Here is a 14,061-nt window from a genome sequence, read left to right as displayed (position 1 = left end):
CCGGGTCGGCGCCAGCGGGGTCTCGCCGTCGACCAGGCGGACGCCATCGATCTCGCGCAGCTTCCCCAGGTCGACCCCCGGGTCCTGGGCCCGCAGCACGATCGCCTCGACGAAGGCCTTGGGACCGGCGGCGACCGCCTTGGCCGCGTACGTGTCGGCGTCCAGCCCGAGGACGGCGGCCAGCGCGCGGGCGGCACCGTCGACGGCGCCCGCGTCGATCTTCGTCTTGTCGATCCCGACGTGCAGCACCGGTCTGGGCTCGACCAGCACGGCGTCGTCGGCACCGAGCACCCGGCCGCGGGTCGCACCGAGCCGGGTGGCGCCGAGCGTCTCCCCGGCGGCCAGGCCGGGGGCGAGCAGCGCGGGCGACCACGCGACCCGCCACGCGCCGTCCACCAGGGTGAGCGTCGCAGTGGTCGAGTACGACCAGTCGATCGCGGGTGTGCCGAGCGCCCAGCTCCAGTGCAGCTCGGCCGTCGCGGTCGTGTCGTGCCGGTCCACCGCACCGACCTCGACCTTCGGCGCCGGGGTGTCGCCCAGGCCGGTGAGCGCTGCGGTCCGCTGCGCCGTCAGCTCATCGGCCGGCGCGGTCCCGTCCACCCAGGCGACGGTGCCCAGCTGCCCGGACGACAGCGCGCTCGCGAGCGTCGCCGCGGCATCCTTCGGATCCGCCTCGTGCGTGCAGGCGCCCAGCGCGAGCAGCACCCCGACCGCCGCCATGACCGCCACCGCACGCGGTGCGCGGCGTCCCCCCAGACCTCGCACGTGGAAGCGCCCCCTCCCCCTGGTGCCGCTGCGCTCGCTCGGCCACCCGACCGTACCGGTCCGGGCCCCGGCGCGGGATCCACCCGGTGGCCGGACCGGCCGGCGGACCCGGCGCGCCTGCGGATGCCGTGCGGCGTGACCTGGGGCATCGTGGACTCAGGACGTCGTTCGACGTCACCGGACCCAGGTGGAGAGGCAGTGCCGTGGACACGTTGTGGCAGTCGTTCTGGCTGGTCGTCGAGATCTTCTTCTTCGTCGCCTACCTCGTCGTGCTCTTCCAGATCGTCGCCGACCTGTTCCGGGACCGGGAGCAGGGCGGGTTCGCGAAGGCCGTCTGGGTCTTCTTCCTCATCGCGTTCCCGCTGCTCACGGCGCTCGTCTACCTCATCGCCCGCGGCAAGGGGATGGGCGACCGGCAGGTCGCGGCGATGCACGCCGCCCAGCAGCACACCGACGACTACATCCGCGAGGTGGCGGGCACCTCGCCGGCGCACCAGATCGAGCTGGCCAAGAAGCTGCTCGACGACGGCGCCATCACGCCCGAGGAGTACGCCTCCCTCAAGGCCGACGCCCTGACCGGCAAGGCCTGACGTCGACCCGGTGCAGCGGCGGCCCCCCACGCCCGCCGCTGCACCGGGGCAGGGCGGGCGCCGCAGCGCGGCAGGTCAGTGGGTGAGCACGGTCTCGACGTTCGGCTGGCGCAGCGTGAGCGGCCACAGCGGCACCGTCGTCCAGGACAGCTCGGCCGTCCGGGCGGCCAGGTCGGCGTGCACCTGCACGGTGTGCGGGGAGTGCAGCAGCACGACGGCGGCGTCGAGCACCCCGGGAGCCGTCCAGCCGCCGGTCCCGGCGATCTCGACCGTGGTGCCGTCCGGCAGCACGGTGCTGCTGCGCACCCAGGACCCGTCACCGAGCGTGACGAGCACGGCCCCGTCGAGCTGCTCGGCGACGAGCGTCCCGTCGCGCACCACGAGCGTGCCGTGCGGGGCGAGCGACGCGGCCGACCCGGTGGCTGTCAGCGCATGCCGACCCGGGGTCGCCGGGGCAGACGAGGCGATGACAGGCAGCGTGCGCGCGGCGAGGAAGTCGGTGAGGTCCTCACCGTCCGGCAGCGGTCCGTCGTGCAGACCGGGCAGCAGGTGCTCCCACACGGCGTCGAGCTCGGGCTGCATCGCATCGGTCTGGGCGGTCGCGGCCAGCACGAGGTCCTGCTCGGGCAGCACGAGGCAGAGCTGGCCGAACGCCCCGTCGCCGCGCCAGCCGTGCCGGCTGCGCCACATCTGGTAGCCGTAGCCCTGCGCCCAGTCGTTCTCGTCGTCGGTCGCCGGGTCGGTGGCGTTGGCCACGTGCACGCTCATCGCCGCGTCCACCCAGGCGGCCGGCAGCACCCGCCGGCCCGCCAGCTCACCGCGGCCCAGCAGCATGAGGCCCAGCGCGGCCACCGCGTCGACGTCGACGTGCAGACCCGAGAAGCCCTGGTCGTAGCCGCCGCGGGTGAGCCACTCGACGGGCCCGACGCCCAGCGGGTCGAGCAGCCGAGGCCGCAGGTAGGTGTGCAACGGCTGCCCGGTCACCTGCTGCACCACCGCCGACAGCACGAACGTGGCCCCGCTGTTGTAGGTGAACAGCGTGCCGGGGTCCGCCTCGGGCTCCAGGTGCAGGAACGAGCCGACGACGTCGGAGTCGTCGAGCCGGGACAGCGTGTCCTCCTGGTGCCCGGTGGCCATCGACAGCAGGTGCTCGACGGTGAGCGTCCGCGCGCGCGGGCCGACCTCGCCGACCTCCGGGAACAGGTCGACGAGCAGGTCGCCCACCCGCAGCAGGCCCTCGTCGACCGCCAGACCCACCGCGCAGGCCGTGAAGGTCTTGGACAGCGAGTACTTCTGCACCCGGTCGCCGTCGGCGTAGGGCGACCACACGGCGCGGGCCACGACGTGCCCGTGCCGGGCGATCACCAACCCGCTGGGCCGCACCCCGGCGGCCTCCCAGGCCTGCACGAGTGCGCGGATCGCAGCGGGGTCCACGCCCTGCTGCTCAGGCCGGGAGCTGGCGACGGTGCTCATGGGTGACGACGCTAGCGCCGTCGTCGCATCCGGGCGCGCCACCTGCACGGCTACCCCGGGGCCGGCACCGTGCCACCGGAGGTGGCTGCGTTGGCATCCGCCCTCGCACCAGGCAGGCTGGTGGGGTGACGACGCTCCTCGACCTGGCCGACGCGAAGTACGTGCTGCTCACCACCTTCCGCCGGACGGGTGAACCGGTGCAGACCCCGGTGTGGGCCGTGCGGGACGGCGACGGCCTGGCCGTCACGACGCTCGACGGCACCGGCAAGGTGAAGCGGCTGCGGCACACGCCGCGCGCGACGGTGCAGGTCTGCGACATGCGCGGCCGGGTCGCCCCGGACGCCCCGGTGGTGCCCGCCCTCGCGACCATCGACGCGGGGCCGACGGCGTGGTCCAGCACCGCCCCGGCGCTCGTCGCCAAGTACGGGCTGACCGCGCGGTTCACGGCGCTCGGCGACCGGTTGCGCCGCGGCAAGGGTGAGCGTGTCGTGCTGCGGCTGCGCCCGGCCTGACCCGTCACACCGGTCCCGGGTGGCCGGCGGGTGTCGTGGGCACGTCCGCGAGCCGACGGTTCGGCGGTACCGCTCATCGGTGGTGCCTGATCGACCGACGGCGAGGACGTGCCCACCCAGGACCTCGTCCCGCTCGTGCCCGCGACCGCCGAACCGGTCTCCGTCGAGGTCGGCACCCTCGCCCGGCCGGCCCTCACCGTCGCGGCGACGCTCCCGATGGCCGAGGTCGAGGTCGCGCTGCGCGACCCGGCGCTCGGCGCGCTCGTGGTGCTCGACCCGCGGTCGCCGGCCGCCGTCGGGCTGCTGAGCCGGCGGCGGTTCGGCGAGGTGATGACCGGCCGGCTCGGGTACGGCAGGGCGGTGCTCACCCGTCGCCCGGTGCGTGAGGCCGCCGACTGGCACCCGCTCGTCGTCGGCCCGGAGTCGACGGTGGTGCACGTCGCCGGCCTTGCCATGGCGCGTCCGCAGGCGCTCCTCGGCGAGGACGTCGTCGTGGCCGGCGACGCGTGGGGGCTGGTGAGCACCGCCGTCCTCGTCGCCTCTGTGGTGGACGCCCTTGTCGACGCCTCCTCGCACGACCCGGTGACGTCGGTGCTGTCCCGCGCACGCCTGCTGCGGACGCTGCGCGAGTGGTGCGCAGCCGTCACCGGCACGCCGAACCGGGTGGTGGCGGTCCTCACCCGGGTCGAGGAGCTCGACGCCGTCAACGCGGCGGGCGGTCACGCGGCCGGGGACGCGGTGCTGCGGCACATCGCCACCGGGCTCGTGCGGCTCGCCCCGACCGGGTGCCAGGTCGGCCGGATCGGCAGCGGTGAGCTGCTCACCGTCGGCGTGCTGCCCGACCTGCCCGACGAGCGCGTCGGTGCGGTGGTCGAGTCGCTGCGGCAGCGGATGGCCCAGGCCGCGCAGGCGCCGCGCACACTCACCGGGCGGCTCTCGCGCATCCCCTGGCCGCGCACGCTCACCGTCGCCACCACGTCCCTGCCGGGCTGGGCCGAACCGGACCTCGTCGTGCACGACGCGCGCCTCGCGCTCGGCGCCGCTCGGCTGGGGGCGCGCCCTCCCCTGCGCCGGGACGCGGACGGCCGGCCCTGAGCGGGCGCGGCTACCGCTGCCCGAGGACAGCTGTCCCGTCGACCTCGTCGTCGTGGTGCACGTGCGCGGTCAGACCAGCCTGCTCGACGAGGGTCGCGGTGGCCGACGCCTGGCGCCGGGAGGTCTCCACCAGGAACCAGCCACCGGGCGCCAACCAGCGCGCGGCCGCCTGGGCCGCACGTCGTTGCAGGTCGGTGCCGTCCGGGCCGCCGTCGAGCGCGGCGCGGCGCTCGTGGTCGCGGGCCTCGGGCGGCATGGTCGCGATCGCGTCGGTCGGCACGTAGGGCGCGTTGGCCACGACGACGGCCACCCGGCCGCGCAGCCGCGACGGCAGCGGGGCGTCGAGATCACCGGCGTAGGCCGTACCGGCGGGGCCCAGGTTGTGCGCGGCGCAGGCCACGGCCTCCGGGTCGATGTCGACGGCGTGCACCTCGATGCCCGGCACCGCGTCGGCGAGCGCCACCCCGATCGCCCCGGTGCCGCAGCACAGGTCCACGAGCACGTCACCGGGCGCCAGCAGCGGCGTGGCCTGGCGGACCAGCGCGAGCGTGCGGGTGCGTGGCACGAAGACCCCCGGCGCCACGACGAGCCGACGCCCGGCGAACAGCGCCCAGCCGACCACCTGCTCGAGCGGTTCGCCCGCGACCCGGCGCGCCGTCCACGCTTCGAGCGCCTCGGCGTCCGGCGCCTCGGCGCGCAGCAGCGCCGCCTCGTCCTCGGCGAACACGCACCCGGCGGCGCGCAGCCGGGTGACGAGCGGGTCCACCAGCGGGTCCTGCGCAGCGGTCATCGGCCCATCGTGCCCGACGGGCCGGCAACGGCCTCGGGCCGCGCCACCGAGAAGGTCAGACCATCCAGCGGAACATGAACCGGATCGGTTCGGTGAGGGCCCGCCACACGCTGGCGGCGCGTGAACGCCCGCTGTTGCCGTAGCTCACGTAGACGACCGGGAGTGACATCAGCCCACCCAGCACCACACCCCCGAGAGCGACAACCGCCAGCCACAGCGGGAAGTCCCAGACGAGCGCGGCGATCGAGAGCAGGCCCGAGACGACGCCCAGGATCACGGCCGTCGCCTGCCACCAGATCGGCAACGAGCGTCGGCGCACCTCGGCGCCGTCCGAGTCCTGCACCAGCCCCCCGCAGCGCTCGTCCTGCTCCGACGCGGGCAGCGTACCGACGCGCCGCCGTCAGGCCTGGGGCTCGACGGCGGGCGCCGGGACGGGGAGCACCACCCGGACGCGCCCGGCCGGGTGGTCGAAGCGCCGGGCCAGCACGAGCGCGGGCACGAGCAGCACGGCCGGCAGGATGAACGCCGGGCCGAGCCCCGGACCCGAGGACAGCAGCCCGAGGGTCACGGCGCCGAGCACCGCACCGGCGTAGTTGAAGAGGTTGATCCGCGAGATCACCTCGTCCACCCGGGCCGGTGCCAGCTCGCCGGCGGCCGAGAAGGTGAGCGGCACCAGCGTGCCGACCCCCACCCCGACGAGGGCGAAGCCCGCGACGGCACCCGTGGCGTTGTGCGTGAGGGCCACGAGCACGAGGCCGCCGATGCCGATCGCGACGCTCACCGCCACCATGGGTGCGCGGCCGGTGCGTGCCACCAGCCGGTCACCGCCGAGCCGGGTGGCCAGGATCGCCACCTGGTAGGCCGCGTACCCGAGCGGGGCGAGCACCGCGCCGGCGGCCAGCGTGTCGTGCAGGTAGACGGTGCTCCACGTGGAGACCGCCGAGTCGGCGACGAACGCGACCGCGACCATCATCCCGAACAGCCAGATGCCGCGGGTGGGCAGCGGCGCCTTGGCCGGTGCCGGGTGCCCGGCGCCGAACGTCACCGCCCCGGAGGTCACCAGCCAGCCGCGGGACAGCGCGACCGCCCCCGCGATGGCCACTGCGGCGACCAGCAGACCGGTGACCGCACCGGTCTGCGAGCCCAGGTGCGCGAGCTGGGACATGCTGAGCGCCCCGGCGATGGCCGCACCGGTGTAGGCGGCGAAGAACGTCGACATCACCGACCGCCCCGCCTTGTGCTGCACGAGCACGCCCTGGATGTTGCTCGACGCGTCGACCATGCCCAGGCCCAGCCCGTAGATGCCGAACGCCGCGACGAACAGCACCATCGACGGGCTGAGCGCGAGCAGCGGCAGCGCGATCACCTGGACGCTCAGCCCGAGCAGCAGCGCCACCCGGCTGGACCGGCGGGTCGAGACCCACTCGGCGAGCATCGAGCCGCCCGCCGCCGTGACGCAGCCGAGCAACACGGTGAGGGACACGGTCGCGTCGTCGATGCCGACCTTCGACTTCATCCCCGGCAGCGCCGTGACCGCGCTCGCGTAGCCGAAGCCCTGGGCCGCGTAGGTCGCGGCGACGCCGATCCGCAGCCGCGCGAGGGGCGCCTCGCCCGCCATGTCAGCCCAGCTCCGGGTGCGCGGCCTTGACCACGCCGAACGCCTCGTGCGCGATCTCGACCGTACGCGCGATGTCCTCGTAGGTGAGCGAGGCGTTGATGAAGTGGTTGTGGTGCGAGGTGAGGAAGATCCCGCGCTGCATCATCTGGGCCACCCACTCCTGGTGCAGCAGCAGCGAGCTGTCGTCGGCCAGGCGCAGGTAGAACAGCGCGGGTTCGCCCGAGGCCACGAGGTGCAGGCCGTGGTCCGCGGCGGCCGACACCAGACCCGTCGTGAGCCGGGTGCCGAGGTCGGCGAACAGCGCCGGGCCGTCGATCTTCGCGAGCTTGTCGATCGTCGCGATCCCGGCGGCGAACGGCACGGCGCTCATCCAGTAGGAGCCGGTGTAGGTGAGCGAGGACACCGCGTCCTTGAGCGCCGCCTTGCCGCACAACGCTGAGACGTTGTACCCGTTGGCGATGGCCTTGCAGAAGCAGATGAGGTCGGCCTCGAACCCGTAGTGGTGGTCCGACCCGGCCAGGTCGAGCCGCCAGCCGGCCCGCACGTCGTCGACGATGAGCACGACGCCGTACTGGTCGCACAGCCGCCGGATGCCCTGCCAGTAGCCGGCGGCGGGCAGCTCGTTGTCCACGAAGTTGCCGTGCATGTACGGCTGGGCGATGAACGCCGCGACCTCGCCGCGGTTCTCGCTGAACACCTTCTCCACGGCGGCCACGTCGTTCCACGGCACCACGAGGTTGTTCGCGACGTCCTCCTCGAGCACCCCCGGGTAGTCGAGCTTCTGCGCCCACGGCGCGACCCCGTGGTAGTACCCGGAGACGAAGACGATCTTCTTGCGGTGCGTCGCGGCGCGGGCCGTCATCACCGCGAGCGTCGTGGTGTCCCCGCCGTTCTTGGCGAAGAACGCCCAGTCGGCGCTGGCCACGGTGTCCACGAGCTTCTCGGCGAAGTCGACCATGGTCCGCGAGGGGATGGTGACGACGTCCTCGAGCGAGGCCTGCTTGGCGGCGGCGGCGTCCACGTCCTTGTCGCGGTAGCCCAGCACGTTGGGCCCGTAGCCGCACATGTAGTCGATGAACTCGTTGCCGTCGAGGTCCCAGAACCGGGTGCCCTCGGCCCGGGCCGAGAACAGCGGGAACGACGTGACCGGCACGTAGCAGCCCTCGGACGGGCCCTGGTGGCCGTAGATGCCCGACGGGACGACCGCGAGCGCCCGGTCCATCGCGGCCCGGCTGGCCTCGTAGGTGTAGAGCGCGCCGGTGCCGCCGACGGTGGTCACGGTGGGGGTGGTGGTGGTGGACATGGTCACTCTCCGAGGTACTGGCCGGCGCGGTCGAGGATGCGGCTGACGTTGTCCACCATGGACAGCGTGCCGCGCATGGCGAGGGTGCCCGCGCAGACGCAGGCCATCGCGCTGGCCTGGCCCGAGAGGACCTTCCCGGCCAGGTCGAGCGACTCGAACCGCATCCCGGCCCGCGGGTCGGGCGAGGCCTGCGGCACGAACGTCATGTGGTGGTCGCGCACCCGCAGCGTGAGGGCCAGGTCGTCACCGGCCTCGACCGCCACGTCGCCGTCGGGCATGTGGGCGGCCGAGTAGCGGCCGGACCGGTCCTCGTTGGCGAGCTGGGCGACGGCGGCGCACGCGACGTAGAGCGTGAGGATCGTGCTCGTCGCGACGAACTCGGGATCGGCGCTGTCCTCCTCGCTGGGCCGCAGGTACCGGGTGAGCAGCTCGGTGAGCGGGGCGAACACATGCAGCAGGAAGCCGATGCGGTGGAACCCGCTCACCGGTACCGGCTGCGCCGTCCCGGCGATCACCTTGTTGAAGGCGTCCGGGCCGGCGAACGGCAGCACGATCGTGGCCGCGGCGCGGTCGGGCACGAGCTGCACCTGACCGTCCTTGAAGGCGAGCACGGCGCGCGGCCCGCCGCGCACCGCGAACCCGAGGCTCGTGGCGCGGGGGTCGCGCGCGACGATGTCGCGGGCCTCCGGCACCCGGGCGACGAGCTCGGGGATGGTGCCGAGGATCGCGTTGAGGTTGACGTACGCGGCGGCGCGTGGGTCCAGGTCGGTGAGCATCGGGCGGCTCCGGGGTGGTCGGTCGGGCAGGGGTGGGGCGGGAGGGTGCGGGGACTGCGGAGGTGCGGGACCAGCGAGGGTGCGGGACTAGCGGGGGTCGGCGGCGGCTCGTGCGGGGTGGTCGACAGGTTCGGCGAGCCGGGCCAGCGCCTGGGCGGCGAACCGGCCGTTGCGCCGGGCGGTGCCCTCGTCGCGACCCCCGATCCAGGACCAGGTGAGCCCGTCGAGCAGCATGACGAGCTGTTCGGCGACCTCGGCGACCGGCACCGTCCAGCGCACGTGCGCCTGCGCAGCGGCGTGCACGAGGTTCGCCTCGGCGGCGCTCTGGTAGACGGTGTGCACGTGGTCGAGCAGGTCGTCCATGCCGGTGCGGCGGGCGTGCACCGTGAGCTCGGCGAGGGCGAGCTCACGTTCGGGGTGCTCGACGAGCAGGTCGACGAACCGGTCGACCCCGACGAGCATGAGCTCGGCGATCGGGGTCTGGCCGTCGCCCTCGTCGAGCAGCAGCAGACCGTCCCGCGCGGCGGACAGCTCGGCGCCGGTGACCTCCTCGGCGACGGCCCGCAGCAGGGCGTCCCTCGAGCCGAACGCGTAGTGCAGGCTGGCCAGCGGCATCTGGGCCTCGGCGGCGACGGCCCGGGTGGTGGCCGCCGCGACGCCGTCGCGCACGATGACCCGGATGGTCGCGTCGACCAGCGCCTGGCGGCGTTCGGCGACGGGCATGCGGGTCATTCGGCACCCCGCGTGGAGAGCGCCTTGTCCGCGACGGCCAGCGTGAGGGTGGTCGGTGCGAACCTGGCCGCGGCCGCCTGGGCGGCGTTGCGGGCCCCGACGATCACCGAGGGTCGCTTGGCGCCGCGGCGCAGCTCGCGCATCGCGAGGTCCACCACCTGCTCGGCGGTGACGACCTGCCCGACGGCGAACCCCTCGGAGCCCGCGGCCTGGAAGAACTCGGTGTACGACGGCCCGGGGGCGATGGCCAGCACCCGCAGCCGACTGGTCCGGGTCTCCTGCCACAGGGCCTCGGTGAACGAGCGCAGGTAGGCCTTGGTGGCCGAGTAGACGGCGATGTTGGGCCCCGGCTGGTAGGCCGCCGTGCTCGTCACGTTGACGACGAACCCGGCCGGGGCCGCGAGCAGGTCCGGCAGCAGCAGCCGGGTGAGCAGCGTGGGTGCGGTGACGTTGACGGCGATCTCGGCGGCGATCCGCGCCGGGTCCTCGGCCTCGAACCGGCCGAAGGTGCCGAAGCCGGCGTTGTTGACCAGGGCGTGCACCGTCAGGCCGCGCTCGGCCAGCTCGGCGACGAGCCCCGCCGGGGCGCCGGGTTCGGCCAGGTCGGCCGTGAGCACCTGGGCGGTCACGCCGAACTCGGCGGTGAGCTCGTCGGCGAGCGCCGTGAGCCTGTCCTCGCGGCGGGCGGTGAGCACGAGGTCGGCACCGGTCGCGGCGATGCGCCGGGCGAACAGCGCACCGAAGCCGGCACTGGCTCCGGTGACGAGGGCGAGCGGTCGGGGGTTCACGGGACCTCCGGTCGGTGCGGCGGGTGCGCCGTCCGGTGACCCGGCCGGCGGCCCGTGCGGGCCTGAGCGAACTGGGTCGATCGACCCAGTTCGCTCAGGGTGCCTCGTGATTCCCGATCTGCACAGACCTCGGCGCAAGAGTTCACATGGCCGTGACATGACGGGGTCGGTGCGTAGCGCGCCCGAAACGCCGGCCGTCCGAGGTCACCCCGGCGGCCGCACCGGCGCCCTCGGCCCGCGACCCGCGCAGTGGTCCGACGAGGAGAGCCGTGGCGGTCCCGTGCTGCATCCGACGGCCCTCCCCGTCCGACGCGACCGGTGTCCGGTGTCGGCACCGACCCCTACGCGGTGCCGACCGACGCCCCAGCTCTCCTCGTCGGCAACGACCGGGCACCCCCACCCCGCCGACAGTGACGAGGAGGACGGCAGGTGGGCGGTGATACATCGGCCCGGTCCACAAGTCCTCATCCCTGTCGCCGACACCGCCGATACTGGCGACATGGGGGATCCAGGGGCGCACATCGCACCAGGCTGGTACGAGCAGGCGGGCCGCCCCGGCGTCCTCGTCTACTTCGACGGGCGGGCATGGACGGCACACACCCGTCCCAAGCCGGGACCACCGGCGGCAGCGCCCGCGTACGACCCGGGCGTCGTCGCCGCGCCGGTCGACCCGGTGGCCACGCCACCTGTCGTCGTCGCCCCGACGCAGGCGGCGCCCCCGGCGGCAGCGCCCGCGGTGGTGCCGACCGGCCCGACGTTCTCCTGGCAGCCGCAGCCGCTGCCGCCCGAGCAGCTCGGTCCTCAGGACGGCGGCGCGACGACCGCGGCCCCCGCCGCCGCACCGGCGGCCTGGACCGCTCCGGCGACGCCCGGGCTCCCGACCATGCGCGACCCGCTGTCAGTCGCATCGGCGTACAGCGATCCGTCGTCACGGTTCGGCACGCCGCCGGGGCCCGCCCCGTTCGGGGCCGCGCCGCAGGCATCCCGGTTCGGCACCCCGCCTGGGCCATCGCCTCTCGGCGGCTCACCGCAGACCTCCCCGTTCGGGGCGCCGCCCGGGCAGGGCGGCTCCGCAGGCGGACCTGGCACCGCTCTCCCGCCGGGCGGCGGGCCGTACGCACCGCCGACCGCCGCACCGCCGACCGGTGCTCCGGGTTACGCCACTGCGGTCTACGGCGCGCCGCAGGGCCCGATGGTGCCGGTCGGCGCACCGGTCCCCGGATGGCAGAACCAGCCGCCGCCGAGCGGGCCGCCGCTCTCGCTCTCCCCGGTCTGGTCCGGTCAGCCCGGAGCCGGCTTCCCGGCGTACGCGGCCCCCGGCTGGGCGCCGGCGCCCACGTACGCGCACTGGGGCTGGCGGGTGCTCGCCCATGTCGTGGACACCCTGGTCGTGAACATCCCGACCTCGCTGCTCTCGTTCGCCATCGGGCTCAGCTGGGCCCTGTCCCACCCGGGGGCCCAGCTGAGCGACGAGCAGTCCATGCGGCTGGAGCTGCCGGGGTACGTCCTCAGCCTGCTCATCTGGTTCGTCAACCGGTGCGTGATCGCCGGGCGCACCGGCCGCTCGCTCGGTCGGGTGGTCACCGGGACCCGCCTGGTGCGCGAGTCGACCGGGCGCCCGCTCGGGGTGTGGCTGGCGTTCGTCCGCGAGATCGCGGGCATCCTCAACGTGCTCCCGCTGTTCCTCGGGTTCCTGTGGCCGCTGTGGGACGCCAAGCGGCAGGCCTTCTCGGACAAGGCGGTCGGCTCGCTCGTGCTGCGCTGACCGGCGGGGGTCGGTCAGCCCTGCGGCGTGCGCAGCTCGGCGGCCAGCATCCAGGACAGCTTCTCCAGGTCGGCGATCGCGGCGTGCACGAGGTCGGCGGACGTCGGGTCGTCCTCGTCGACCTCGTCGTGCACCGTGCGCAGCGTCGCCACCGTGGCGTCGATCCGCGTCGTCACCAGGTCGACGGTCTTGGCGGACGACACCTCGCCGTCGGGGTACTGCGGCAGCGTGGTCGAGGCGACGACGGTCGTGCTGCGCCCGTCGGGCAGCGCGTGCAGGGCGCGCAGCCGCTCGGCGAACACGTCGGCGTGCTCGCGAGCCGCCTCGACGATCGCGTCGAGGTGCAGGTGCGTGTCGCGGAAGCTGGGGCCGACGACGTTCCAGTGCGCCTGCTTGCCCTGGTTCGCCAGCTCGACGAGGTCGACGAGGACCGCCTGCAGGTGGTGGGCGAGCCGCTCGCTGGCGACCACCCCGTGCTCCCCGTGCTGGCGGGCGGTGAGGACCTCGCCGCGGACGTCGAGCTGGGGCTTGGTGGTGCTCATGGGTGACTCCCGGAGTTCGTGGTCGGGCCTCGCGGCCCGCGGTCCGTCTCGACGGTAGGTCGCCCCGCGCCGTCCCGCGCGGCGGGAGCGGTGCGGCACCGCGTCCGGCGGGGCACCGGACGGCTCCCCCTAGCCTGGTGCGATGGAGCTGCTCGGACCGGTCGTGCTGGCCGTGCTCGCCGTCGTCGCCGTGACCTCCGTCGCCCCCCGGCTCCGGCTGCCGGGTCCGCTGCTGCTCGTCGTCGTCGGCATCGGGGTGGGGCTGCTGCCGTTCGTGCCCGACGTCGTGGTGCAGCCGGCGATCGTGCTCGAGATCGTGCTGCCGCTGCTGCTGTACTCCTCGGCGATCACCCTGCCCACCATGGACTTCCGGCGCGACCTGCGGTTCATCTCGGGGCTGTCGGTGCTGCTCGTGCTGGTCTCGGCGCTGCTCGTCGGGCTGCTGCTCACCGCGCTGGTGCCGGGGGTGGGGCTCGCGACCGGGATCGCGATCGGCGCGGTGGTCAGCCCCACCGACGCCGTCGCCACGTCCATCGGCCGGCGCGCCGGGCTGTCCCCCCGGGTCGCCACGGTGCTCGAGGGCGAGGCGATGCTCAACGACGCCTCGGCCCTCGTGCTGCTGCGCTCGGCCATCGCCGCCACCGCCGCCGCGGTCTCGCTCGGCGGGGTCGCGGCACGCTTCGTGTGGGCCGTCGTGGCGGCCGTCGTCATCGGCTGGGTCGTGGGGCGGCTCAACCTGCTCGTGCGCCGACACCTGGCGCAGCCGGCCGCGAGCGTCGCGGTCTCCGTGGTCGCACCCTTCGTGGCGTTCCTGCCCACCGAGCACCTCGGCGCCTCGGGGCTGGTCGCCGCGGTGACGGCGGGCCTGGTCACCGGCTACGGCTCGGCCCGGGACCTGTCGGCGGCGGACCGGCTCTCCGAGGCCGCCGTGTGGCGCACGGTCGAGCTGGTGCTCGAGGGCGGGGTGTTCCTGCTCATGGGGCTGGAGGCCTCGGCGCTGCTCGCCGACGTGCAGCTCAGCCACGGCTCCCCGCTCGTGGCGCTCGGGCTCGGCGTGCTGGTCGCGACCCTCGTCGTGCTGGTGCGGGCGGGGTTCGTCGCACCCTCGCTGTGGTTGCTCGGGCACCGGCGCACCCGCAAGGAGCGCGAGCGACAGGTCCGGATCGAACGGTTCCGGCAGCGGCTCGACGGCGTACCAGAAGCTGCTCTGCGACTCGACGATCTGCGAGGTCGACATCGACCCGGCCAGCACGAAGACGCTCACCAGCGACAGCCCCATGGCCAGCTCGTAGCTGATGACCTGGGCGGTCGA

At 74.5% G+C, this 14,061-nt stretch carries 14 protein-coding genes and 2 pseudogenes; 5 read left to right on the top strand and 11 right to left on the bottom strand.

Features of this window, described 5'->3' with window-relative positions:
• The coding region (locus F2B26_RS09710) for an NTF2-like N-terminal transpeptidase domain-containing protein (RefSeq protein ID WP_328698667.1) at positions 1-720 on the bottom strand (720 nt) is incomplete at its 3' end.
• Positions 721-968: 248 nt separating this feature from the next.
• Between F2B26_RS09710 and F2B26_RS09705 the strand changes: the two genes are divergently transcribed.
• Positions 969-1,355, top strand: coding sequence for an SHOCT domain-containing protein (locus F2B26_RS09705; RefSeq protein WP_159808797.1), 387 nt, complete (start codon positions 969-971; stop codon positions 1,353-1,355).
• Between the two features lie 75 nt (positions 1,356-1,430).
• Here F2B26_RS09705 and F2B26_RS09700 read toward each other — a convergent pair whose 3' ends face one another.
• Positions 1,431-2,828, bottom strand: a complete 1,398-nt coding sequence (locus F2B26_RS09700; protein ID WP_159808795.1) for a serine hydrolase domain-containing protein — start codon at positions 2,826-2,828, stop codon at positions 1,431-1,433.
• Positions 2,829-2,953: 125 nt separating this feature from the next.
• On the opposite strand from F2B26_RS09700, the gene F2B26_RS09695 reads away from it, so the two are divergent.
• Positions 2,954-3,340, top strand: a complete 387-nt coding sequence (locus F2B26_RS09695; protein WP_159808793.1) for a PPOX class F420-dependent oxidoreductase — start codon at positions 2,954-2,956, stop codon at positions 3,338-3,340.
• A 108-nt stretch (positions 3,341-3,448) separates the two neighbouring features.
• A complete protein-coding gene (locus tag F2B26_RS09690; protein ID WP_159808791.1) occupies positions 3,449-4,435 on the top strand; it encodes a diguanylate cyclase domain-containing protein in 987 nt (328 codons plus the stop codon).
• Between the two features lie 10 nt (positions 4,436-4,445).
• Here F2B26_RS09690 and F2B26_RS09685 read toward each other — a convergent pair whose 3' ends face one another.
• The 7 genes from F2B26_RS09685 to F2B26_RS09655 form a co-directional block, all read right to left on the bottom strand.
• Entirely contained in the window at positions 4,446-5,225 is a 780-nt protein-coding gene (locus F2B26_RS09685) for a putative protein N(5)-glutamine methyltransferase (protein WP_159808789.1), read from the bottom strand.
• 55 nt (positions 5,226-5,280) lie between these two features.
• On the bottom strand, positions 5,281-5,568 hold the full coding sequence (locus F2B26_RS09680) for a hypothetical protein (RefSeq protein WP_159808787.1): 288 nt from the start codon (positions 5,566-5,568) through the stop codon (positions 5,281-5,283).
• A gap of 57 nt (positions 5,569-5,625) precedes the next feature.
• Positions 5,626-6,843, bottom strand: coding sequence for an MFS transporter (locus tag F2B26_RS09675; protein ID WP_159808785.1), 1,218 nt, complete (start codon positions 6,841-6,843; stop codon positions 5,626-5,628).
• A 1-nt stretch (position 6,844) separates the two neighbouring features.
• Positions 6,845-8,146: an aminotransferase class III-fold pyridoxal phosphate-dependent enzyme gene (locus tag F2B26_RS09670; protein WP_159808783.1), complete on the bottom strand. Its 1,302-nt coding sequence runs from the start codon at positions 8,144-8,146 to the stop codon at positions 6,845-6,847.
• 2 nt (positions 8,147-8,148) lie between these two features.
• Entirely contained in the window at positions 8,149-8,922 is a 774-nt protein-coding gene (locus F2B26_RS09665) for a hypothetical protein (protein WP_159808781.1), read from the bottom strand.
• Positions 8,923-9,009: 87 nt separating this feature from the next.
• Positions 9,010-9,654 carry a TetR/AcrR family transcriptional regulator gene (locus F2B26_RS09660; RefSeq protein ID WP_159808779.1) on the bottom strand — a complete coding sequence of 215 codons (645 nt, stop codon included), beginning with the start codon at positions 9,652-9,654 and terminating at the stop codon, positions 9,010-9,012.
• Positions 9,651-10,442 carry an SDR family NAD(P)-dependent oxidoreductase gene (locus F2B26_RS09655; protein ID WP_235929589.1) on the bottom strand — a complete coding sequence of 264 codons (792 nt, stop codon included), beginning with the start codon at positions 10,440-10,442 and terminating at the stop codon, positions 9,651-9,653. The genes F2B26_RS09660 and F2B26_RS09655 overlap by 4 nt, the downstream gene beginning before the upstream one ends.
• 499 nt (positions 10,443-10,941) lie before the next feature.
• Between F2B26_RS09655 and F2B26_RS09650 the strand changes: the two genes are divergently transcribed.
• Positions 10,942-12,207 carry an RDD family protein gene (locus F2B26_RS09650; protein WP_159808775.1) on the top strand — a complete coding sequence of 422 codons (1,266 nt, stop codon included), beginning with the start codon at positions 10,942-10,944 and terminating at the stop codon, positions 12,205-12,207.
• A 14-nt stretch (positions 12,208-12,221) separates the two neighbouring features.
• Here the strand turns inward: F2B26_RS09650 and F2B26_RS09645 are convergent, their stop codons facing one another.
• On the bottom strand, positions 12,222-12,749 hold the full coding sequence (locus F2B26_RS09645) for a Dps family protein (RefSeq protein ID WP_159808773.1): 528 nt from the start codon (positions 12,747-12,749) through the stop codon (positions 12,222-12,224).
• Between the two features lie 142 nt (positions 12,750-12,891).
• Between F2B26_RS09645 and F2B26_RS09640 the strand changes: the two are divergent.
• Positions 12,892-13,866: pseudogene (locus F2B26_RS09640) on the top strand (cation:proton antiporter domain-containing protein); the annotation flags it as partial.
• A gap of 57 nt (positions 13,867-13,923) precedes the next feature.
• Here F2B26_RS09640 and F2B26_RS09635 read toward each other — a convergent pair.
• Positions 13,924-14,061 (bottom strand): annotated as a pseudogene (locus F2B26_RS09635) (NADH-quinone oxidoreductase subunit H); the annotation flags it as partial.

This window comes from Cellulomonas citrea (assembly GCF_009829685.1).
In the GTDB taxonomy this organism is placed as follows: domain Bacteria; phylum Actinomycetota; class Actinomycetes; order Actinomycetales; family Cellulomonadaceae; genus Cellulomonas; species Cellulomonas citrea.
The sequence above is the reverse complement of the archived record's forward strand: the minus strand, read 5'-3'. Positions and strand labels throughout refer to the sequence as shown.

What these genes read in the sequence shown, in the direction of transcription:
- F2B26_RS09700 (WP_159808795.1), bottom strand. Translation starts at nt 2,828, where the DNA reads ATGAGCACCGTCGCCAGCTCCCGGCCTGAGCAGCAGGGCGTGGACCCC.
- F2B26_RS09685 (WP_159808789.1), bottom strand. Translation starts at nt 5,225, where the DNA reads ATGACCGCTGCGCAGGACCCGCTGGTGGACCCGCTCGTCACCCGGCTG.
- F2B26_RS09675 (WP_159808785.1), bottom strand. Translation starts at nt 6,843, where the DNA reads ATGGCGGGCGAGGCGCCCCTCGCGCGGCTGCGGATCGGCGTCGCCGCG.
- F2B26_RS09670 (WP_159808783.1), bottom strand. Translation starts at nt 8,146, where the DNA reads ATGTCCACCACCACCACCCCCACCGTGACCACCGTCGGCGGCACCGGC.
- F2B26_RS09665 (WP_159808781.1), bottom strand. Translation starts at nt 8,922, where the DNA reads ATGCTCACCGACCTGGACCCACGCGCCGCCGCGTACGTCAACCTCAAC.
- F2B26_RS09660 (WP_159808779.1), bottom strand. Translation starts at nt 9,654, where the DNA reads ATGACCCGCATGCCCGTCGCCGAACGCCGCCAGGCGCTGGTCGACGCG.
- F2B26_RS09650 (WP_159808775.1), top strand. Translation starts at nt 10,942, where the DNA reads ATGGGGGATCCAGGGGCGCACATCGCACCAGGCTGGTACGAGCAGGCG.
- F2B26_RS09645 (WP_159808773.1), bottom strand. Translation starts at nt 12,749, where the DNA reads ATGAGCACCACCAAGCCCCAGCTCGACGTCCGCGGCGAGGTCCTCACC.